Origin of the sequence: Proteus sp. CA142267, from assembly GCF_003336825.1 — a bacterium.
Taxonomy (GTDB): Bacteria; Pseudomonadota; Gammaproteobacteria; order Enterobacterales; family Enterobacteriaceae; genus Proteus; species Proteus terrae.
In genome coordinates this window covers 63,537-81,234 of record NZ_QPMG01000013.1, presented here as the reverse complement: position 1 = coordinate 81,234, position 17,698 = coordinate 63,537, and the positions used below count along the sequence as shown (strand labels likewise).

Annotated in this window: 15 protein-coding genes; 4 read left to right on the top strand and 11 right to left on the bottom strand. The window is 36.3% G+C overall.

Translation table 11 applies throughout. The annotated features are described in order from the left end of the window. Positions 1-149 precede the first annotated feature (149 nt). Positions 150-812 carry an iron-sulfur cluster repair protein YtfE gene (gene ytfE / locus C0T34_RS16970; protein WP_098941606.1) on the top strand — a complete coding sequence of 221 codons (663 nt, stop codon included), beginning with the start codon at positions 150-152 and terminating at the stop codon, positions 810-812. 58 nt (positions 813-870) lie between these two features. Here ytfE and C0T34_RS16965 read toward each other — a convergent pair whose 3' ends face one another. Next, positions 871-3,081: an extracellular solute-binding protein gene (locus C0T34_RS16965; RefSeq protein ID WP_098941605.1), complete on the bottom strand. Its 2,211-nt coding sequence runs from the start codon at positions 3,079-3,081 to the stop codon at positions 871-873. 345 nt (positions 3,082-3,426) lie between these two features. On the opposite strand from C0T34_RS16965, the gene C0T34_RS16960 reads away from it, so the two are divergent. Genes C0T34_RS16960 through C0T34_RS16950 form a run of 3 tightly spaced genes read left to right on the top strand, consistent with a single transcriptional unit; the run spans position 3,427 to position 6,257 of the window. Further along, positions 3,427-4,248, top strand: a complete 822-nt coding sequence (locus C0T34_RS16960) for an MBL fold metallo-hydrolase (RefSeq protein WP_098941604.1) — start codon at positions 3,427-3,429, stop codon at positions 4,246-4,248. A 13-nt stretch (positions 4,249-4,261) separates the two neighbouring features. Next, complete coding sequence (locus tag C0T34_RS16955; protein WP_109850531.1) at positions 4,262-5,509, top strand: MFS transporter; 1,248 nt, start codon at positions 4,262-4,264, stop codon at positions 5,507-5,509. A gap of 34 nt (positions 5,510-5,543) precedes the next feature. Beyond that, the gene (locus tag C0T34_RS16950; protein WP_088494251.1) at positions 5,544-6,257 is read left to right on the top strand and encodes an MgtC/SapB family protein; all 714 of its coding nucleotides are present in this window, start codon (positions 5,544-5,546) and stop codon (positions 6,255-6,257) included. An 81-nt stretch (positions 6,258-6,338) separates the two neighbouring features. On the opposite strand, the gene C0T34_RS16945 is transcribed toward C0T34_RS16950, so the two are convergent. The 10 genes from C0T34_RS16945 to C0T34_RS16900 form a co-directional block, all read right to left on the bottom strand. Next, the gene (locus tag C0T34_RS16945) at positions 6,339-8,321 is read right to left on the bottom strand and encodes an acyltransferase family protein (protein WP_109850530.1); all 1,983 of its coding nucleotides are present in this window, start codon (positions 8,319-8,321) and stop codon (positions 6,339-6,341) included. Between the two features lie 101 nt (positions 8,322-8,422). After that, positions 8,423-9,139 (bottom strand): hypothetical protein, encoded by a 717-nt coding sequence (locus tag C0T34_RS16940; RefSeq protein WP_109850529.1) that lies wholly within the window; start codon positions 9,137-9,139, stop codon positions 8,423-8,425. A 179-nt stretch (positions 9,140-9,318) separates the two neighbouring features. Then, the gene (locus C0T34_RS16935; RefSeq protein WP_109850528.1) at positions 9,319-10,209 is read right to left on the bottom strand and encodes a dihydrodipicolinate synthase family protein; all 891 of its coding nucleotides are present in this window, start codon (positions 10,207-10,209) and stop codon (positions 9,319-9,321) included. 172 nt (positions 10,210-10,381) lie between these two features. Continuing rightward, on the bottom strand, positions 10,382-11,269 hold the full coding sequence (locus C0T34_RS16930) for a MurR/RpiR family transcriptional regulator (RefSeq protein WP_088494247.1): 888 nt from the start codon (positions 11,267-11,269) through the stop codon (positions 10,382-10,384). 189 nt (positions 11,270-11,458) lie between these two features. Beyond that, complete coding sequence (gene nanQ, locus C0T34_RS16925; RefSeq protein ID WP_098941599.1) at positions 11,459-11,932, bottom strand: N-acetylneuraminate anomerase; 474 nt, start codon at positions 11,930-11,932, stop codon at positions 11,459-11,461. A 13-nt stretch (positions 11,933-11,945) separates the two neighbouring features. Then, on the bottom strand, positions 11,946-13,436 hold the full coding sequence (locus tag C0T34_RS16920) for a sodium:solute symporter (protein ID WP_098941598.1): 1,491 nt from the start codon (positions 13,434-13,436) through the stop codon (positions 11,946-11,948). A 51-nt stretch (positions 13,437-13,487) separates the two neighbouring features. Then, the gene (locus tag C0T34_RS16915) at positions 13,488-14,357 is read right to left on the bottom strand and encodes an N-acetylmannosamine kinase (protein WP_109850527.1); all 870 of its coding nucleotides are present in this window, start codon (positions 14,355-14,357) and stop codon (positions 13,488-13,490) included. Then, a complete protein-coding gene (locus C0T34_RS16910) occupies positions 14,354-15,052 on the bottom strand; it encodes an N-acetylmannosamine-6-phosphate 2-epimerase (protein WP_109850526.1) in 699 nt (232 codons plus the stop codon). The genes C0T34_RS16915 and C0T34_RS16910 overlap by 4 nt, the downstream gene beginning before the upstream one ends. A 208-nt stretch (positions 15,053-15,260) precedes the next feature. After that, positions 15,261-15,956: an oligogalacturonate-specific porin KdgM family protein gene (locus C0T34_RS16905; protein ID WP_098941597.1), complete on the bottom strand. Its 696-nt coding sequence runs from the start codon at positions 15,954-15,956 to the stop codon at positions 15,261-15,263. Positions 15,957-16,037: 81 nt separating this feature from the next. After that, positions 16,038-17,195: an N-acetylneuraminate epimerase gene (locus C0T34_RS16900; protein ID WP_109850525.1), complete on the bottom strand. Its 1,158-nt coding sequence runs from the start codon at positions 17,193-17,195 to the stop codon at positions 16,038-16,040. Positions 17,196-17,698 lie beyond the last annotated feature (503 nt).

Genomic DNA, 17,698 nt, shown 5'->3' with positions numbered 1-17,698 from the left:
ACGCAAACAGATACTCTAAATAATTCGAGGTGTAGCTAGGCGACAAGTGAGCGAGTCGCTAGGAGCATACATAAGTATGTGACTAGTGCGAATGAACGCCGTCAACAACGCTACAACTTGAAGTATGACGAGTATAAACAGGTGAAACTATGAATTTACGTGATCAACCACTAGGCCAACTGGCTCTCTCTATTTCTGGCGCCAGTGCCATATTCCGTCAATATAACCTCGACTTTTGTTGCGGTGGAAAAAGAACATTAAGCAAATCTGCAGAGAAAGCAGGACTCAATATTGATGAAATTGAAAGTAAATTAATTGCCCTTTCAGAACAGCCATTAGAAAAAGATTGGCGACAAGCTCCATTGAGTGAAATTATTGATTTTATTATTGTTCGTTATCATGACAAACATAGAGCACAATTACCGGAGCTTATTCTACAAGCAGAAAAAGTAGAGCGGGTTCATGAAGCAAAACCGACTGTTCCTAAAGGGCTATCTCGTCAATTAACGCTATTATTAGATGAGCTGACAAGCCATATGATGAAAGAGGAACGCATTCTCTTTCCTATGATAAAAAATGGATTAGGAAGCCAAGCAGGGGCACCCATTAGTGTTATGGAACACGAACATGATGATGCAGGTGAAATTGTTGAAGTGATTAAGTTTATTACCAAAAACGTCACACCACCACCTGAGGCCTGCACCACATGGCGAGTGCTTTATAATGGTATTAATGAGCTTATCGATGATTTAATGAATCATATTAGCTTAGAAAACAACTTATTATTTCCAAGGGCATTAGCGGGCGAGTAGTCGTGTACATACAGGGGATTTCATCATCCCCTGCCATTTTTATAACAATCAGTAAACCCTACCGCTCACCTTGAGTATCTATTAACAAACGCTGATTTATATATTCGATAGTCTCGTCTATCGTCATAATATTATTAACGACATTCGTAATACCTTGCCCGATAATAATTTCGGCTTGGCGTAAATTAAATAATTTGCCATTAGGTACTGATGATTCTCGTATTCCCTTATTAATTTCTTGATAAGCTAATGTCATCCATGGGTAACGATGGCTAATTTCTTGGTTATGGCTGAAATTTTGATGATTACTGTTTCCACCCAATAAAATAAGGTGATCCATAACCACTGGGGAATAAAGCCAACGATAAAATTGCTCTGCATATCGTGATTTTTGGCTATAACGTGAAACCCCTAATACGCCACCGCCTAATTGCGGAATACTTCCTGGTACAGGTGCAAAACCTGTTTTAGGTAAAATATTGCTATGAGCAACATCGTTAAATAAATTCATATAAGCGATAAGCATAGCAAGATGCCCTTGCTCAAATTGTCTAACCGACTCACTCCACCACTTATTATGAATATTCTCAGTGATCGACAACTGTTTTAAATATTCTTCTAATATTTCACCTGCTAAAGGCATTTCTAATCTAGGAATATTATGGCTTCCTATTAAACACCCGCCTTTTGCGTAATAACGTAATAGATACTCTGTTGCGATCAATCCTGCACTACCCAATGTTGTTGAAGCTCCCATTGGGCGACTTAATTGCCCTTCTTCATGTTGTTCAGTAAAAAACTGCGTCACATTATCGTATTCTTCAAATGTTGTCGGTACAGTTAACTCATTACCTGTTTTTTCGTAATACATTCTTTTTAGAATAGGATCTTCAAACAAGTCTTTTCGATAAAATAGGAGTTGCGCACTAGCATCAAAAGGCATGGCATAAGCAACATTATTCACTAAACTAAATTTCTGCTGAGTAGGCAGTGAAAAATTATTTAATAAGTCTGTTAATCCGTTACCAATTTTATCTAATGGCTGTAATATTCTTTCCGCAAACCAAGGAAAACAAGCCATATCAATACGCAATAAATCATAATATGGATGTAAATGTAACTGGCTTAATATTTGATAAACTTCATCGTATGGATGTATTGCTAAATTAACTTTAATGCCTGTTTGGCGATAAAAATGGGGTAGCAGCTTTTTTAATGCACTGGTTGAAGGGCTAGGTAAAATCAGTAAATTAAGACTGATATCCGCTTTATCCTCACTGACAACTGCCGGCGTTAATGTATAAAGATGATCGCTTTGATTACGCACACAAGTCACATTCTTTTCAGTTATTTCACTTTCATCCTCTTCTTGCATTAATAATGCATCCATGACTTCTAATCCAAGTTGAGCGTAATTCATTGGAAAGTAATACAACCCTTTTAATACAGGTGGAATATTGTCGCTCAATGCAAAAATAGGAGGGCAATCATTATGGCTACCGAAATAACTGGCTTGTGTTAAATAACGTGCTTTCTCTATATCTTGAGCAATAAATATATCTGGGATTTGCTCCATAGAAAAGAAATCAAACGCAATTTTATAACTCTCTTCATCTGACGCACAAAGCACCACATTTTTTTTATTGGGTGCATTCTCTAAAAGCCGATTTTGTAATTCATTGGCAAAGTTTTGATTATTTAAGTAGTTGCTACTCCCCATAAAAATACCCACTAATTTACCTGTGGTTTTTGCAATCTGTTGGCAAATAGCTTCTGCGGCTTGAGCAAAATCGAGTGTGAAATATCGTTGGGTATTTAGTGGTTCACGATAAACAAATGCAACTTGAGAAGGTGGTAATTTTAACGTGTCAAAATAGATATTTGCATCTTTAAGACAGCTAACGGTGATCACTTGTTTATAGCCACCCGCTGCAATTTTCTGTAATGCCTCTAATTCGGTGGTTTCAAGATCATCGGTTAAAAAAAGATCGTAAGTAACCTCAGGAAAATGAGCAATAGACTGTCTTAAGGAATTAAAAAAAACGGCATATTTTTCAGAAACTAATTGAGGGAGAAGTATGGCAATTTTATGGCTTTTATTAGTTCTTAACAGTTGAGCCTGCGTATTTAATTGATAGCCCATTTGTTTGGCGGCTTGATACACAGCTTCAATTTTCTCAACACTCACATTCCCACGTTTATTCAATACATTAGAAACTGTTCCATGAGAGACACCTGCTAGTTTTGCAATATCTTTAATCGTTGCCATTGACCTTTTTCCATCTCAATTTCTGCTTTCACTAGCATACCTGAATTATTTATCGCGACTACTGCTAATTAATTTGAACGTTCCACTTTTAATTTGTTTACAAAACAAGCATTTGTTACTTATCATAAATAAATGATTATCAATATCAATTAAAATATATATCAATATTAATCAATATGATAAGAAATTTAATTTGAATGAGATCACTGATCTGATCTTCATTTATTGGCAAATAATCTTCATCATTTTATCATTGGAACGTTCAAATTAATCTATAACTTATAGATAGCCAACACCAGATAATTAATAAAATCATAATAAAACAATAGGATAAGGGGATTTCTTATGAAACTTCATTTTTTAGGGACGGCTGCCTCAGAAGGCATACCCAATCCCTTCTGCCGTTGTGAACACTGCCTGAAAGCAAGAGAACTTGGTGGGAAAGATATCAGAACTCACTCTTCTGCCATTGTTGATGACATTATGTTAATCGACGTATCACCTACATTTAGTTACCAATTAATGCGTGATGGAATGGATGCTACCAACTTTGAAAGCCTTCTATTCACTCACACTCATCCAGATCATTTCAATGTTGGCGATCTGTTTAGCCGAATGGAAGGTTATGGTTTTGAAATTAACCATCCTCTTCATATTTTTGGTAATGATCGCGCGATTAATGGATGCATTGAAGTTTTACCTGGCTACAGCAAAGAGCGTTTTGCTTTTCACTGCTTAATTCCTTTTGTTACTGTCGAAAGAAATGGCTATAAAATTACACCATTACTCGCTAATCATGCAAAATGGGAACTTTGCTATGTTTATCATATTGAGAAAGATGGCAAGGTTATTTTCTATGGACATGATTCTGGTTGGTTCCCTGAATTAACGTGGGAATGGTTAGAGAACAAACCACTTGATGTCGTTGTTTTTGAATGTACTTATGGACTCAATGGTAAAAATCGTACCGATAATCATATGAGCCTAGAAACCGTATTTGCAGCAAAAGAAAAACTGCAACAACAAGGTTGTTTACATCAAAATACACAAATTGCTGTTTCGCATATTTCACATAGTGGCAAATTGCTTCATCACGAATTAGAAGCTGTTTGTGCTCCTCATAATATCCGCGTTGCCTACGACGGATTAACGTTAGAAACAAATTAAGAGGAGAACGATGATGGATATGAAAATAACTTCTCGCTTACTGATAATGATGTTTGTGCAATATTTCATGCAAGGTGCATGGAATATGACTATGGGACTGGTATTAAGCAGCTATGGTATGGCAAGCATTATTGGTAATGCCTACGCTTTATTAGGTGTCGCTACAATTATCTCCCCATTATTTATTGGCATGGTGGCTGACCGTTTCTTTGCTTCACAAAAAGTCATGGGCATCCTTCATTTAATTAATGCCGCAGTCATTATTTGTGTTCCTCAATTTATTGAAGCACAAAACAGTGGCATGACTTTATTCTTAATTTTCATTATTGGATTATTGTTTTATCCAACAACTGCGCTTTCAAATAGTATTAGTTTCTCCCATATTAATGGCGTGAAATATTTCCCTATTATTCGTGTATTCGGTACGTTTGGTTTTATGGCTATCGGATTTATATTAGGTGAAATGGGCTTCTCTGGTAGTACGATGACTTGGTATATCGCTTCTGCTGTAGGTGTTTTACTTGGTTTCTACTGCTTTACCTTACCTAACACGCCACCGAAAGCGAAAGGTAAACCATTCTCTACTCGTGATATTTTATGTTTAGATGCGCTTTCATTATTTAAAGATCGTTATTTCGCTATCTTAATGTTTAGTATCTTTATTTTAATGATCCCTAAAACAGCATACTCCGCTTATATTCCCGTTTTTATTAAAGCATTAGGTTTTAATAACGCGGCGTCTATCATGCAAATAGGTATAGCCTGCGAAGTTCTGTTTATGTTTGTATTGTCATTCTTCCTAATGAAGTTTGGCTTCAAAATTACATTACTTTTAGGTGCTGTTAGCTGGATCATTCGCTCGGTATTCTTCTCTTATGCAGCGGTAAATACAGAGTTTTATTTTATCGTTATTGGATTAATGCTACAGGGATTATGTTGGGACTTCTTCTTTACTGCTGGTGATATCTATGTTGACCGCAAAGCCAAACCGGAAATTCGTGCCCAAGCACAAGGCTTACGCTTTATTGTCTCTAATGGTTTCGGCTTATTATTTGCTTCCACTATTTGTGGTCAAATCTTTAATTCAACCGTAACAGAAACAGGTGATGCTGCATTACCACAGTGGTCAACATTCTGGATATACCCAGCAATCGTTGCAGCCGTTGTAACCCTATTCTTTATCTTCTTCTTTAAAGATGATGTGAGTAAAAAGAAAAATAACGAAGATAAGAAAGTACCAGAAGGCACAGTAACTCCTTAGTCTTAGAATAATAGGCCAACGTTAGGAGCAAACCATGGACGCATTAATTCAGTTTGTTGGCAGCATTGGCCCTTTATCACTATCAAGTATCGCTAAATTACTGGCCGCCTTTATTTTGGGCGGCCTTATTGGCTTAGAGCGTGAATCAAAGGGAAAACCTGTCGGTTTTAAAACCTGTGTCATTATTGCCGTTGCCAGTTGTTTATTAACCATTGTCTCTATTCAATCTGCGGAATATTACGCCAATATTTCAGACAATATTCGTAGTGATCCCATGAGATTAGCGGCACAAATTATCAGTGGCGTCGGCTTTCTTGGCGCTGGCGTTATATTGCATCGACGTGATGATGCCATTTCAGGTCTGACGACCGCAGCCATAGTATGGGCATCAGCAGGTGTTGGTATTGCTTGTGGCTCAGGTTTTTATTGGCATGCCATGATTGTGACTGTTCTCTTTTTTATGGCTATTCAACTTAGCCCGCAAGTGGTGCTATTTCAGATGAAAAACCAACGTTTAGGTAAGATTAAAGTGCGCATGTTATTTACTCATGAAAGCGGTGTTCCTCTTTTAATTGAGTATTTAAAAAGCCATAAAGATGTGATTGAAAATCTGACTATTCGCGATATTAAAAAAGAGCGTGTTGAAGTAAATTTGAAACTGTTAGTTCGGCAAAAAATTACCTTACCTGAATTTTATTGTTCATTAAAACAGCTTGAACATGTTCATTCTGTTTCTTTAGATCATTAATATATTCAAAAGTAAAAAGTGCGCTTTATCTTAGATAACTGCGCACTTTTTTATTATTTTGATGATAGATTAATTGTCTTGTTAAGAATTTTTCACGATTAACGGATTACCAAAACGTTCTAAATACATCATGCCAAAGACTGTTGAAGCATAGTCTGTAATATGTCCTACATCACGATAAACTGGCACACCTTCTATATCGGTTAGACAGATATTTTTATCACACTGCACATCTTTAGGATCGATGATAATTAAAGTTGGATAGTCCTTTTTTAACTTAACAAATAACTGATCCATCCATGTGTTTCCCTCACCTTTATAGTTTTTTGGGTTACAGTTATTATCTGCAAAATCCTTTCTTAATTTTGCATTTTCATAAAAACAAGTCATAAAACCACTTGGCATAGAATTAACTGTTTTAATAAAAACAGGCTTAGCCCCTGTGGCAATAATCATATCAAGCGCTTCACGCATCGCTTTCTCAACGCGTTTGCGAGACTCTTCAACGGTTCTAACATCACCTATCTTATTAATGACATGATTTGACGCGTAGTTATTCCAAACTTGTCCAAATATTACATAATCAAAGTGGCTATTCTTGATAAGTTGATAATATTTCGCCGTTTGATCGTAACAACGTTGATAAACTGTATTTTTATGATTAGACCAGTCATAAAGATAAATATTAGGAAGCGTAATACACGATGAAGTTGCTTGTGCATATACATCTATCTTGGCGTCTTTACCCAAAATATCCATAAAGCCCCAATAATGATTTGCATGAGAATCACCAAATAAAAAGGCTTTTTTCTGGCTTCCTACTTCACCAATATGACACATTTTCTCTGGATCAGAGGCTTCGAAATTCATACATTTAGTTCGATTGGGATAATCAAATTGATTCAATTTTGCTTCTAAATTAACGTAATTTTGCCCAAGTCTTGCTCCTATACCTTGATATTTTTCATTCAAAGCATTTAGCCCCAAAGCGAATAAAATAGGAACAATTAATAAGAGAGTGATGGAATATTTAAAGGCTAAACGCTTTCTTCTAAACGGTTTTTCAATCAGAAAATAAGAGCTAAATGATAGCAATAAGGTTAATGCTAACAGTGATCCCTTTTGCAGTTCTGTATTAAACACACCAACATAGCGTGCAACAGCAAATAATGGCCAGTGCCATAAATAGAGTGAGTAAGATAATAACCCAACAATCACGATTGGCTTTAACGAGAGTATTTTTTCAATAATACTTCCATGTTGTCCGGTATAAATAATTAGCGCAGCACCAAGACAAACATACAACGTATTAAGGTTCGGATAACCAGCAATAATATCGTTTTGAAATGCAACCCAAACAATAACACCTAGCGCAATTAAGCTAATAACATCGTTTATTCTTCGATTAGGTTTTATCTTTGTTGGGAAGTAGGCAACACAAGCTCCCAACATAAATTCAAAGATCCGCGTACTAAAATAGTAGTAATTTTTCGGTTGATCTTTTTGGTAATAAAACACCAGAATAAATGAAATAGCAGTGACTAACACTACGGGATAAAAATGATTAACCCTTTCTTTTGCATTGATTTTATGTAGAAAATAAACTGCAAAAGGTAAAAAAAGATACCATTGCCACTCTATCGCTAAAGACCACGTATGTAATAACGGTAAAAAGAGTGCATCTTGCGCTGCATAACTGGTTGTTGCTCTTGCAAAATATTTATTAGAGAGAAAGGCTGAGGCATATTTCTCGCTATTCGTAATATCTAAATAATCACTAGGTAGGTAGAAAAGCCCAGATATAACTAGAACCGCAATTAATACAAAAAGATAAAGTGGTTGTAATCGCCATAATCGACGATTATAAAAATCAAGAAATGAAAAATTACCTTGTGACAAGGAAGTTTTAATTATCAACGAGATCAAAAAACCAGAGATCACAAAGAAAATATCAACGCCAATAAACCCTGACGGAATTAAGCGATTATCCAAATGAAAAAGGATAACCAGAATAACAGCGACCGCTCTTAAACCATCTACATCAGCCCGATATTTTACATTCATAATCCAAACACATAATCCGAATAAAAAGAATCGCTGGATTATATACTAATTAGCCATATCACTTTAGTCACAAAAAGATGAGTACAATTTAATATTTACGGTTAATAACACCTAAATGGCCATAACTGATTAAATTCCATCGTTAACCCCATCTGTACTTCTGTTGAAAGCGAACCTTTGCTTACCACAAATTTTGGATGTCGGATAATGATAGGGGTGTTAATTGCATAATGTATTAATGATGATCGGTTTTGCTCTAGCTCATCATAAAGCTTCTTCATATCTGCTGATGGCGTATTTTCACCTAATCGCCCAAGTGTGATATGAATAATGTCTTTATGAAGTTCACTTTCAATTGGGATCTGCTGATAAATCTGTTGCCTAAAGCGTGTTAATTCCTCTGAAATACCCGTTAATATCAGACTACCATTGGATGTTAGGACAACGTCATTAAATAAAATTTCGATACTTTTTATTTGATTAAAGATTTTTGCAATCTCATGACACCACGATAATAGTACGGGCCGTTGCAGTTTAAATTGCTCATTTTGTTGATTAAAAATCGTTAATAATGTGGAATGAAATTCTTGTGGTTGAGTAAATTCAATAAATGGAAATTTAAGCGCAAGCTGTTCACAATAAGCTATTAGTTTTTGACTAAAAGGAATAAAGCTTTCCTCAATTTCAGGCTGAGAAATCATTAATTGCCCTGCATTTAAGCTGACATCAATAATACTTTCATCATTAATTTGTCGTTGCCAAATTTCGCCAGTTGCCAATTTTTTGAGCGTTGCTTGTGTCAGAAATTCGTATGCCATCAAGACACCTTAATTAAAAATAAGACAATAGTTAGTACTTTGGTTTGAGTGGCATTTAAAATCAAGTTTTAGAGTCAATAATAAAAAAGTGGCTTTATTCTAAAAGCCACTGTCACATCAAAGGGGGAGATGTTGAAATATAGGTCTATCTATAAAATTATCAATCAAAGTCAAATCAATTACAGAAAATTAGCTGCTTTAAACTTCGCTAAAGCATCAGCTTTTTGCTCTGCCGTCATTGGACGTAATGGGCGACGAGGGTCACCAACATCAATACCATGCAGTTGCATTGCTACTTTTCCTGCTGCAACACCGCCGTACTCAACTAAAACACGAATAATCGCAATCACTTTATCCATGCAAGCAGTAACACCTTCATGATCACCAGCTTTAAATTTTTCAATAATTTCAAGATATAATGGTGCAGCGTAGTTATATGTACTGCCGACAGCGCTTGATGCACCACAGGCTAATCCCGCAGGAATAAATTCATCAACACCAAATGGAACATCGTACTTTCCACCCTCTACGCGTAAGCAACGCTGGAATTCATACATATCTGGGGAATTAAATTTCATACCAGATAAATTAGGTATTGCTTTACCCGCTACTTGAAGGAATTTTTCCATATCAATATTTAAACCTGACATGGTGGAGTGATAATAGTAAAAACCTTTAGAAGGTGCACTGACAGCAGCCAAACGACAATATTCAACAAGATCATCAACATTGCTCGGTTTAAAGAAACAAGGACCAATAACGGATGTTGCTTTGATGTCTAAGGTTTCGGCATGGCGAGCAAGTTCTAGCGTATCAGCAATACTTAATGCACCTGTATGAATAATAAGATCAAGCTTACCCTGACTTGCATTAACCCAGCGTTCAGCCACTTTCTTACGTTCTTCAACAGAACAATGAATACCTTCGCCTGTTGTTCCTAATACATAAGCACCTGTCACACCACTTGCAATTAGGTGTTTAGCTATTTCATCAATGACAGGATAATTAACGCTACCATCAGTTGCAAAAGGAGTATGAGGTGCGGCAATCAGTCCAGAGAGTTTGTTCATGATAACTTCCTTTGGAGGTTAATTTCTTTTATATTAATCTTATGGAGCTTAGCTCTATATTAGGGAGCAATACTTCAGAACGCAATAACGAAATGAGCATTAAAAGAAGAGAAAAATGAAAGTGTGATCTTTAGCCAATTTTTACTAAAAACCACACAATATAGAGATAAACTTATGCGGAATGAGTCTGCTTTAGCGCATTCAATGTTCGCAGTTTTTGCTCTTTAACCATATCAGGCTGAGCTTGCACTAATAGCGTATAAAGAAGATCTAATACAAAGAGTTGTGCGGTTTTTGTACCAATAGAGTCACCTTGCAGTTTCCCTTGTCGGTTACCATTAATTAAATGATGATCAGCATACTCCATAATTTGTGATCCTAAATTATGAGTCAATGCGATCGTGCTGGCTCCTGCTTCTTTAGCTAATTTAAGAGCATGAACCGTTTCAGGAGAATTACCGGAATGGCTAATTCCAATAGCAACATCGCCTGGTTTTAATAGCGAAGCTTGCATATACATAAAGTGGTTATTTGTAACAGCATCAACACGATAGCCAATTCGCATAAGTTTATTTTTTAAATCTTCTGCTGTAATTCCTGAAGAGCCAACACCACAAATAAAAATATAATTTGCTGATAATAAAGCATTTACAGCACCTTGAACTTGCTTCATATCGAGCAGATTTAATGTCTCTGATAATACGTTATTAATCGTTGCTTGAAGTTTTAAACCAATGGTATGGATATCGTCTTGATGGGTCACTTCTGCATCAAGAATGGGTGACTCTTCATTATCAGAGGTCGCCATTTCAATCGCCAAATCCATTTTAAAATCTTGAAACCCTTTATAACCCAATGTACGGCAAAAACGCACAACCGTCGCTTCACCCGCTTTTGTTGCTTGTGAAAGTTGAGCAATAGAGAGTTGAGTAACTTCTGTAGGATGGAACAGGATATAGTCTGCAATACGCTGTGATACTCGCGTTAGACTATTTTTCATTGCGCCTAGCGTATCAAGTATTTTACCCGGCTTTAATCGAGTCGTTGCCTGTTCTGTCATGGAGATTATCCTTGGTTGCAGAAGATACACGGAAAAAAATTCTGCCAACAAGAGTACCAATTCCAACAGGTTAAAAAAAGCCTTGCTCATACAATAATATGATAATAAAAAACGCTTTATTCCTTAATCGCATCAGAATACAACTTACTGATACATCAGAAATAAAGCGCTTAATAAAAATAGTAATTATTAGTCGGTCAATACGGTGACATCTAGCTTAACAACGACTTTTTTCAGTGTGTTCGCACCTTTTTCAGCCGAAATTCCCGGTTTATGAGGTTCATAAGGCATAAAAACAGCAAACATGCTTGATGAAAGCGTTAAGGTCTGTTGACCTATTATTGTATCGGTTAGTTGGTAATCATCAGCCTCATTATAAGGCGTCACGTCTTGTGCTGAGCCTTGTATACCAAAATCAATAATTTCTTCGCCACTAAGCAATATTTGAATATCAATATAACGCTGGTGTAACTCAGCTCGCTTCTGTTCACGAGGCTGTGTTTCAAACGTCATTACATTCATAAATAGCGTTTCACCATCAATCTTATAACTTCCCGGAGCAAGTGAAGCAGGATCAAGTGCTAATGCTTTTTCCATTGCGTCACGCAACGCGGGATTCATTTCTGGCATTGTAGCCAAATCTGATATGTGTCCAAATAACATAGATTATTCCCTATTAGTTTCCTGATGTTTCACTATCATCTAATGAAATTTGTTTTGCTGATGCGAAAAGCGGTGCTGTAATTGTTCCTGCGATAACAACAGACATCGCACCAATCACTCCGTAGAAGAAGAAATTAAGATCACTGCCATAACGTGCAGCTAATACAGCAATAATACTGACAATGATCCCGACAACTGCACTACCTGCATTAGCACGTTTGACAAAAATACCCAGCATAAACAAACCGGTCATTGGGCCACCCATTAAACCAATCAGACTATTAAAGGCATCCCAAATTTCAGATTCATCAGATAAAACTAACCAAATTGCAGCTAAACTACTGAAGACACCAGCAACAATAATGACTAATCTTGCGACTTTCATTTTTTGTTCAGCGCTGCGTTCAGATTTGCTTAAACGAGTGTAGATATCAGAATTAAAACAGCTTGAGATACTGTTTAAGCTACTCGAAATACTGGATTGAGCTGCAGCAAAAATAGCTGCAATAATTAATCCAGCAATACCAACAGGCATTTCAGTCACAATAAACAGAGGCAGAATACCTCCTGTATTAAAGCCTTCAGGTAAGAAATTAGGATTCTGTTTGTAATACACAAACAAGGCAGATCCAATAGCAAAGAAGAAGATAGGAATAATGGCAACTAATTTCGCATTTGTTATCAGTGTACGTTTTGTTTCTTCAATAGAATCCGTTACGATATAACGCTGCACGACATCCTGACTTGCTGTAAACTGTTGAATATTAGCGAATAAAAATCCGATCATCAAAACAGGAATAGTGCTATCCGTCCAACTCCAACGAAATTGAGTCGTAGGAAAGAATTTATCAGCTTGTGATGTTGCAGTGAAAATTTCACTAATTCCGCCATCAACTTTAAAGCAGATCATAATAAAAATAAGAACTGCACCACCTGAAAGCAATAACCCTTGGATAACGTCCGTCCAAATAACACCTTCAATTCCACCCATCCAAGTATAAATAATACAGAGCAAGCTAATCAGTACGATTAAAACAACAGGGTCAATACCCATAAAAGGACGTAAAGCAAGTACAGTTAAATAAGTAATAATGGCAACCCGACCAATATGGAATAACATAAACGAAAGGCTGGCAAATAAACGACTGCGTACATCAAAACGTGCTTCTAAATATTCATAAGCCGAAGTGATTTTTAATTTTCTAAAGAAAGGAATATAAAAATAAAAAACTAATGGCAAAATAGCGATAGCTAAATATTGGCCGATAATAAAAGTCCAGTCGGAGGTATAGGCTTTTGCTGGGATCGACATAAAAGTAATAGAACTTAAAGTAGTCGCAAAAACAGAAACCCCTGCAGCCCAACCAGGAACCCGACCTCCTCCACGAAAATAATCATCCGCTGTTTTTTGGCGTTTAGAGAAATAAACACCCACGAGTAACATTGCAGCTAAATAACCAAACAGCACTGCATAGTTAATAAAACCAAAATCATGTAATTGCATTTTTTAGTCCTGCCATATGTAGGGTAAAAGGTAAGTTTTACGACAGTTTTTTTATTGCTCTCTAGCCCAAAGGACAGCGCCCCAGAGCCCGGCATCATGATGATAATGAGCCGATAATATCGGCACTTGTAATGCAACTGGTTGCTTTATCTGAGCGGCTTGAACGAGTTCGATATATCCCTTTGCCAGCCCAACACTTCCTCCAAGAACGACACAATCAGCATCTGTTGTTGCTTTAATATCGGTCACCAAATTTGCAATGGTGTTTGCTGAACGTTCGATAATTGATTTTGCTTGTAAGTTTCCCTGATGAAAGGCAGCAAAAATCGCTTTTGCATCTTTTCCAGCAAGCTCCTGTGTCGCTTGTGATGCAATTGCACGACCAGAAGCGATTGCTTCAACACAACCATAGCGACCACAACCACAAAGTGGGCCATGAGGATCGGCAAGCGTGTGACCTAAATGACCTGCAATACCTCGCTTTCCTGTAAAGAGTTGTCCTTGTTGAATTACGCCACCGCCAACACCTGTCGATACGGTGATAAATGCCATATCGGAAATAGTTTCACGGCGATGATCATATTCAGCCCATGTGGCCGCTTGAGCATCATTGAGTAGCCAACAAGGCAATCCTGTAAGTGAGACAAGTGTTTCTTTTAAAGGAAAATCTTTTAGTCCACCTAAATTATCCGGATTCAATGCGGTCAAAATGCCATTACAAATAATCCCTGTTGATGCGACAGCAACACTATCTGCACCGCTTTTGAGTGGTGTAGTAATAGCAACTAAAGCTTCATAAAGTTGCGTTGGTGATGCACTTGCGGGTGTGGCTATCTGTGTATGTTGTGTCAATTGGTTATCTCGACTAATTAGTGCTGCCGAGATTTTTGTTCCTCCAATATCAATTGCTAATGTATTCATTTATCTAACTCCTGCTGCCACTTTAATGCCTGAGTAAACCAATCACAGACATGTTCAAGACGCGTCAATGCAGAGCCTACTGTGACAGCCCAAGCACCCGCTTGCATTCCTCTTGCGGCAATCATTGGTGTGTTATAACGCCCTTCGGCAATCACTCGGCATCCCCTTTCGGCCAATGCGGTGACAAGTTGTAAATCAGGTAGTTTTGGTATCTCACCACCGGTATAACCCGACATCGTTGAGCCAATAAATTCAGTGCCTAACTCTTGGCAATACATACCTTCGTCAAAGGTGGCACAATCTGCCATCGCCAATCTTCCTAAACGATGAATATGAGCTAATAGTGTTTTCACTGGTATAGGACGCACACGACCAGTACCATCAAAAGCAATAATATCGGCGCCCGCTTTAGCTAAGTCATCAACATCACTAAGCCACGGAGTGATCCTTACAGGGCTATCAGGTAAATCACGCTTCACAATGCCAATAATCGGCACATCAATAAGAGGACGAGTTGCTCTTAAATTATCAATTCCCTCAATACGCACAGCGATTGCTCCTGCATTTACCGCTGCTTGAGCCATTGCAGCAACAATCTCTGGCTTATCCATTGGGCTATTATCAACAGGCTGGCAAGACACAATCAGTCCACCTTTTTGTTGAATATCTTTAGTCATCTTTTCAATTAGCGTCATTTTGACTCACTATTCTCTTCATCTGAAATGTAACTCCAAATTATAGTATTTTACGGAGTTTAATTTCTCAATCAAAAAAACAGTAATTTGTGAAGAAGATCAAACAATAATCAATAGCCTCTAACCAACTGATAAATAAACCAAATAAAAATTAGAGTGATGTTTCCACCACTCTTTCTCTTTTTTATTCCGCGTTACTTAACTTAAATTAGAAATGAAACTGCAACCCAACTCGATAACGTGTCTGGCGATCATCACTAAGAGGGCTTACAGCCATATTGCCAACTTCAATGTAGGGTGTGAAAGTGCTGTTGATTTGATATGAAAAAGCGACATTGTGCTCGTAATTGCGTTTCTTATTATCATATTTTATGGCGTCGCTATACATTTGAGTATAATCATATTCCACTTTAAATTTGTTATATTTATAACCTATAAAGCCATCAAGACGATTGGTTTTTTCATCATCAACACCTTGTTTTGTTTTACGGGCATAATCAAAACGATAACGTCCTGCAATATATAAACCATTATCAAAGTTATATTGTGCTTTTAAATAGGGTTTATATATAGAAGTATCTGTTACGGTTTCAAAAATAAGACCAGGTTGTAATGTAATATGGTTATTTAGTTTATAGTTATAACTTAATCCCATTTCAATAGCATTATTAACAACATCACTAAATAGTTTATCTTTCTCACCATCAACACCACCCGATTTAACGCTAGCATCAATATAGAAACCAACACCATTTGAAAAAGAGTGAATAAATGCAACTCTATCTTTATTAATTCGAGTAGAGTCTGCATATTCATGACGAAAGTCTAATGTAGTCGCATATAATTGAGATGACATTAATAAAGTACAGCATGACAATAAAAGTTTCTTCTTTTTATTTAGCATAATTTTTTCCAAAAAGGTGAGATCCCCTGAATTAACAAAGGAGATCTTGATGAATTATTTTAATTTATATTTAGGAAGAGATTATTCAATAATTAATTGTTTATCTTTCATCGTTAAAGTAATAACTGAATTAACAGCTTCACCTTTATTTGTTTCGCCTCCAATTAAATAAAGTGAATTATCATATGAAACAGTAACGCCATAACCAAGAGGAAGAGGTAATTCACCAATGACTTTCCATTGATTATTAATAAAACCATAAATTTCTTTATGCCATGTCTTTTCTAATCCTTGATGCGCAAAGTAATGTTGCTGTGCATAGTTTGCCTGTGCTCCAGGAAAATTTGCCCCACCAGCAACAAGTAAAGTGTGCATACTGTAACCGGAAAATGCACCAGCTAAACCGTCTTGTGGCTGATTAGGCGTAGGATCGGGTAATTTCTGAGCAATAGAATCCCATTGTAATTGAGTATTTTTTAATGTGGCAATTTGCACTTCACTGGTGCGTAACCCTGGTTTTATTTCACCATTAATTAAAGTGATTTTATTGCCATCATAAGCTAATGCAGAGCCTGCTGTTCCATTAAATGGCGTAATACCTAATAATCTCCATTGATTATTTTCAGCATTATATTCCATTATATTTCGATTAAAAAAATAACCTTCAGCAGGCTTATTAAAATAATCACTAATAATTTTTTTATTTTCAGATTCATTCGATTTAGTACGGTTTAAATCAACGAAATAACCGTCAAAGATTTGTTGATTAACACCACCAAGAATAATAGCTTGATCATTGTTAATACTAACTCCTGTATGCCCAACCAATCCGTAAGGTGCTCGAGTGTTGATCTTTTCCCATTTATTTTCTTTTGGTGAATAGCGATAAACATCTGTCAGTGCACTAATTGTTTCGCTATTTTCATTTTCTTTTCCTGCTCCACCAAAAATATAAATATCATTATTTAGCTCTAGAGCAATAGCTTGATCTCTTGGTGTTCCAGGAAAGTCTGCTATTCTTTCCCATTGTTTTTTCGAACTATTCAGGTCAAGCTTATACCATGATTTTCCCGCTGTACCTAAACCAACATAAATAATATTTTCACTAATTGTTCCAGCGCCACTTTTAAATGTTACTGGTAAATTAGGCAGCTTTTCTGCAAAACTAGTAGACGTGAATATTGCCGACACTAGCATTACAGAAAGACAGGAGTAAGATATTTTCTTTATTCTGTTCATACTTATTAGCTCTTATTATTGTCATCAAGTAGGGGTTTTTCTTGTATCTTAAATATCACTCCAATATATAATTATTTTCGGAGTTAAACTTCAAATTGATCTTTTCTGAATTGTGAAGGCGATCAAAATGTCTATTTTTTAATCTTATATTTTTACAGCTTTCTTTAAATCAAATTTAGGAATAAAAATCTGACAATAGAATAAAAGACAGTCTCAATAAATTATTATTGAGATTTTATGCAGAATATAATGTTACTTTTTTTACAGTAAAAAATTTTTATGACACAGGTAAAAATGGAGTTTTATTTCAAGAGCCTTTTTAATAGATTACATCCTCATTTTTACCTTGTGTGTTAATTGAAAAATTGGTTATTTAACATGATGGAAATCAAACTAAATTGTTATTTTTTAATATACTTTGTATCCGCATTGTTAGTATGGATTTATTTTTTTTCCTCGTTATAATCACCAACGTCATTTTAAGTAGTAGTTCATCACATTGA

Bases quoted from the DNA above. Each gene is read 5' to 3' on its own strand.
- ytfE (WP_098941606.1), top strand. From the start codon at position 150: ATGAATTTACGTGATCAACCACTAGGCCAACTGGCTCTCTCTATTTCT.
- C0T34_RS16965 (WP_098941605.1), bottom strand. From the start codon at position 3,081: ATGGCAACGATTAAAGATATTGCAAAACTAGCAGGTGTCTCTCATGGA.
- C0T34_RS16960 (WP_098941604.1), top strand. From the start codon at position 3,427: ATGAAACTTCATTTTTTAGGGACGGCTGCCTCAGAAGGCATACCCAAT.
- C0T34_RS16955 (WP_109850531.1), top strand. From the start codon at position 4,262: ATGGATATGAAAATAACTTCTCGCTTACTGATAATGATGTTTGTGCAA.
- C0T34_RS16950 (WP_088494251.1), top strand. From the start codon at position 5,544: ATGGACGCATTAATTCAGTTTGTTGGCAGCATTGGCCCTTTATCACTA.
- C0T34_RS16945 (WP_109850530.1), bottom strand. From the start codon at position 8,321: ATGAATGTAAAATATCGGGCTGATGTAGATGGTTTAAGAGCGGTCGCT.
- C0T34_RS16940 (WP_109850529.1), bottom strand. From the start codon at position 9,139: ATGGCATACGAATTTCTGACACAAGCAACGCTCAAAAAATTGGCAACT.
- C0T34_RS16935 (WP_109850528.1), bottom strand. From the start codon at position 10,209: ATGAACAAACTCTCTGGACTGATTGCCGCACCTCATACTCCTTTTGCA.
- C0T34_RS16930 (WP_088494247.1), bottom strand. From the start codon at position 11,269: ATGACAGAACAGGCAACGACTCGATTAAAGCCGGGTAAAATACTTGAT.
- nanQ (WP_098941599.1), bottom strand. From the start codon at position 11,932: ATGTTATTTGGACACATATCAGATTTGGCTACAATGCCAGAAATGAAT.
- C0T34_RS16920 (WP_098941598.1), bottom strand. From the start codon at position 13,436: ATGCAATTACATGATTTTGGTTTTATTAACTATGCAGTGCTGTTTGGT.
- C0T34_RS16915 (WP_109850527.1), bottom strand. From the start codon at position 14,357: ATGAATACATTAGCAATTGATATTGGAGGAACAAAAATCTCGGCAGCA.
- C0T34_RS16910 (WP_109850526.1), bottom strand. From the start codon at position 15,052: ATGACGCTAATTGAAAAGATGACTAAAGATATTCAACAAAAAGGTGGA.
- C0T34_RS16905 (WP_098941597.1), bottom strand. From the start codon at position 15,956: ATGCTAAATAAAAAGAAGAAACTTTTATTGTCATGCTGTACTTTATTA.
- C0T34_RS16900 (WP_109850525.1), bottom strand. From the start codon at position 17,195: ATGAACAGAATAAAGAAAATATCTTACTCCTGTCTTTCTGTAATGCTA.